The organism is uncultured Caballeronia sp., assembly GCF_964243625.1.
Taxonomy (GTDB): domain Bacteria; phylum Pseudomonadota; class Gammaproteobacteria; order Burkholderiales; family Burkholderiaceae; genus Caballeronia.
On record NZ_CAXTGZ010000635.1, the window covers coordinates 1 to 3,476 of the forward strand.

Sequence of the window (3,476 nt, forward strand, 5' to 3'; positions counted from 1 at the left end):
GTTCGATGATATCGATCTGACGCAGGTATTTCACCGGCGTCTTCGCCTGGCACTCGGATGACCGGAACGCCGTGAAATCATGCTTGCCGATGATCAGCGCCGCCGCTTCGCGCATGGCGTTGGCATCGAGCGCCGCGTAGCACCAGCCGGCGCGGCCGGGGATCATCGGCGAGCGCACGGGGTGGACGTACAGCGCGTAGTAGTAAGTGCGCTCGAAGGCGCCGAAACGCGCGTGGAAATCATCGGGCATCGGCCGCGCCCACTGCACCGCGACGCTTTGCGGCAGGAACGCGTTCGTGCCGCGAACCCAGGCGAAGTCGGTGCGTTCGAGTTCGGTGTCGAAATGGACGACCTGGCCGAGCGCATGCACGCCCGTGTCGGTTCTTCCCGCGACGACGGTTTGCACGCGCGTTTGCGTGAACTTGCCGAGAGCGCGTTCGAGCACATCCTGCACGGTCTCGACGTCCGATTGTGTCTGCCAGCCGCTGAACGCCGAACCGTCGTACTGGATACCAAGTGCAATGCGTTTCAAAGCCATGTCAGGAGAGCGGCGCGAGCGTGGACAACAACGTGGCGGCGGGCTGGCGCGTGGCTGCATCGTTCGAATCGATGACTTCTTGCAAAAGCGTGCGCGCTCCCGACAAGTCGCCGAGTTCGATGTATTCGACGGCAAGTTCGAGCTTGTTGCGCGCGATGGTCGCAATCTGTTCCGGCGTGAACGCCGGCAGCGGCTCGGTCTGGCTCGACGGCGAGTTGTAGTCGAAGTCGAGGCTCAACGGGCCGAAGCGCGATGCGCCGAGTCCCGCCACCGACGCCGCGCCTGCCGTTCCCGTTTCGATTTGCTCGGCAGCCGAAGCCGCGGGCAAGTCGGACGACGCATCCGGATGACGATGCTGCTCGTTCTGCTGGTCGAAGACAGCCGGGTCCGCGATGGGTTGCGGGGTGATCGACGCCGGTGCGATTTCTTGTGTTTCGGCTTCCGCGTTCTTGGAAGCCGGTGGCGGTTCGGGGCTTTCAAGGGGCGCTTCCTGACGCGGCGGCAAGCCGAAATCGAGCGCGCTCAAGGCTTCGATCGCTTCCTGGGGGAATTTGGGCTGCGGCAGACGCGACGCGGGGGAGGACGGTTCTTCGTCGTAGGAGTCGTCGTGCGGGGTGGTTGCGTGATCGGCCGGTGGCGTTGCGTGTGATGCGGCTTCGCGGGCTGCGGCTTCGCGTTCTGAAGCTTCACGCGCCGCTGCTTCGCGCGTAGCCGCCTCGCGTGCTTCAGCTTCACGGGCCTCCGCTTCCCGTGCTTCTGCCGCCACTTTCTCGGCCTCACGCGCTTCGGCCTCCCGTTCCGCCGCTTCGCTTGCTGCTGCCTCTTGCGCTTCCCGCTCGACGGCTTCCCGCGTCGCCTGCTCCAGCGCCACGGCACGCTCGGTCGCAGCGCGTTCGGCAGCCAGCGCTGCCTCGACCGCACCCGGCCGGGGCGGCGTGAAATCACGATGAAGCGCCGCCGGCGCATCCGGCATGAACGGCGCGCGTTTCACTTCGGGTTCCTGCGGCAAAACTGCGGTGCTGAGCGTTACGTGTGCAGCGTCATCATCGTCGTTGTTATCGGCGGCTTTGGCTTCGGTTGAACTGAGCGGCGTGTCTTCGGTGGGGGTATCGAAGGCCTGGGCGGCATCGTAATTTTCCATGCTCGCCGCAACGGCGTTCAGCTCGCCTTGCCCACGTTGCACGGCCACGCCTTCAAGGTCGGCGGCGCCAGTCGCCTGATGCGAATGGATGCTGTGCACCGGGGTATCCGGTGCTTGTGGCGCCGGCGCTACCACCGGCGGCTCCGGCGTGACTTGATCGACTTCCGGCACTGCGACGGCGCGGCGGCGCTTGCTTGCTCTCATCGCGATGAGGAGCAGACCGATCGCCACGACCACGCCGATAATCCAGCCAATCGGCCCATTTCCGGACGTCGGCTCGGAGCTCGCCGTCGAAGCCGGCGTTACAGCCGATGCAACTGGCGCCGAGGCCGGCACTGACGCCGCGACCGGCGCAGAAGCCGCTGCGATTTCGCTCGCGCCCGATGCCGGCTGAGCCTCGGAAGCAGCCGATGCACTGCTTGCAGTGCTTGCCGTCACCGCGCCGCTGACCTCAGCGCCGGAGGGGACGCGCGTGGTACTGGAGGACGCAGCCTCCGCTGGAACGGCCGCAGTTTCCGGTGCGCTTGCCGTAACAACCGGCGCGGCGGTTGCAGGCGATGACGCAACGACGGCAGGCACAGCCGGAGCCGGAGCGGATGAAGCCGCTGACGCCCCAGAAGCCGCCGAGGCGCTCGCCGCCCCGTCACCCTGCGGCACGTTCAAAACCGATCCCAGCTTCAACCGGCTCGGATCGTGACCCATGAACGCATTCGGATTGGCATCGAAGAGCGCGCGGGACATCTTTTCACGCGTGGCGCGGTCAGTCGAACCTGTGATCTGCGTCGCGATATCGCTCAGCGATTGCCCGGGTTTCACGCTGTATTGCGTCACCGCGGGCGCGTCGGACGCAACGACAGGCGCGGACGCAGCGCTCGCCTGAGCCATGGCATTCGAGAACAACGACGTCCCGAGCAGCACACTCGCGGCACTCGCCGCGTTCAGCGCCGCGCGCCGCGCACGAGTGAAGTGGCGGGGCTGCGAATGAAATGGCCGACTCGGACGAACGATCATTGAAACTCCAGGCGAGTGGACAGAAACGAAAACGGGAAACAGGAACCAGGAACCGCGATAAACCCGCAGCACAACGAAAAAGCGCCGCGCAAGCGCGACGCTTTAGTCAAACTGCCGCGCGTCGTGGCGCGTAGTTTACTTTACTTGTCCAGCAGGATGCGAAGCATCCGGCGCAGCGGTTCGGCCGCGCCCCACAGCAACTGGTCGCCAACCGTGAACGCCGAGAGATATTCGCCGCCCATCGCCAGCTTGCGCAGACGGCCGACCGGCACCGTCAGCGAACCCGTGACGACGGCCGGAGACAGATCGCGCATCGATGCTTCGCGTTCGTTCGGAACGACCTTCACCCAGTCATTCGCCGATGCCAGGATGCCGTGCACTTCATCCAGCGGCACGTCCTTCGTGAGCTTGATGGTCAGCGCCTGCGAGTGACAACGCATTGCGCCGATGCGCACGCACAAGCCGTCGACCGGAACCGAACCTTGTTCGCCCATAGCGGGAAGCCCGAGAATCTTGTTGGTTTCCGCGCCGCCCTTCCATTCTTCCTTCGACATGCCGTTGCCGAGGTCTTTGTCGATCCAGGGAATCAACGAGCCGGCGAGCGGCACGCCGAAGTTATCGACCGGCATGCGTTCGCTCGACATGGCCGCCTGCACGCGCTTGTCGATATCCAGAATGGCCGACGACGGATCCGCCAGATCCTCCTTGGCCGCGCCGTACAGCACGCCCATTTGCTGCAGCAGTTCGCGCATGTTCTGCGCGCCCGCGCCCGATGCCGCCTGATAC

General features: G+C 65.4%; 3 protein-coding genes. All 3 read right to left on the minus strand.

Annotated elements, in window-relative coordinates; all coding sequences use genetic code 11:
* A partial coding sequence (gene truA / locus ACFFAR_RS28405; protein WP_375508926.1) for a tRNA pseudouridine(38-40) synthase TruA occupies positions 1-538 on the minus strand: 538 nt, incomplete at its 3' end.
* A 1-nt stretch (position 539) separates the two neighbouring features.
* On the minus strand, positions 540-2,690 hold the full coding sequence (locus tag ACFFAR_RS28410; RefSeq protein WP_375508927.1) for a FimV/HubP family polar landmark protein: 2,151 nt from the start codon (positions 2,688-2,690) through the stop codon (positions 540-542).
* A 140-nt stretch (positions 2,691-2,830) separates the two neighbouring features.
* Positions 2,831-3,476: aspartate-semialdehyde dehydrogenase (gene asd / locus ACFFAR_RS28415; RefSeq protein WP_375508928.1), on the minus strand; the 646-nt coding region annotated here is incomplete at its 5' end.

Coding starts and splice junctions, on each gene's coding strand:
- ACFFAR_RS28410 (WP_375508927.1), bottom strand. CDS start 2,690: ATGATCGTTCGTCCGAGTCGGCCATTTCATTCGCAGCCCCGCCACTTC.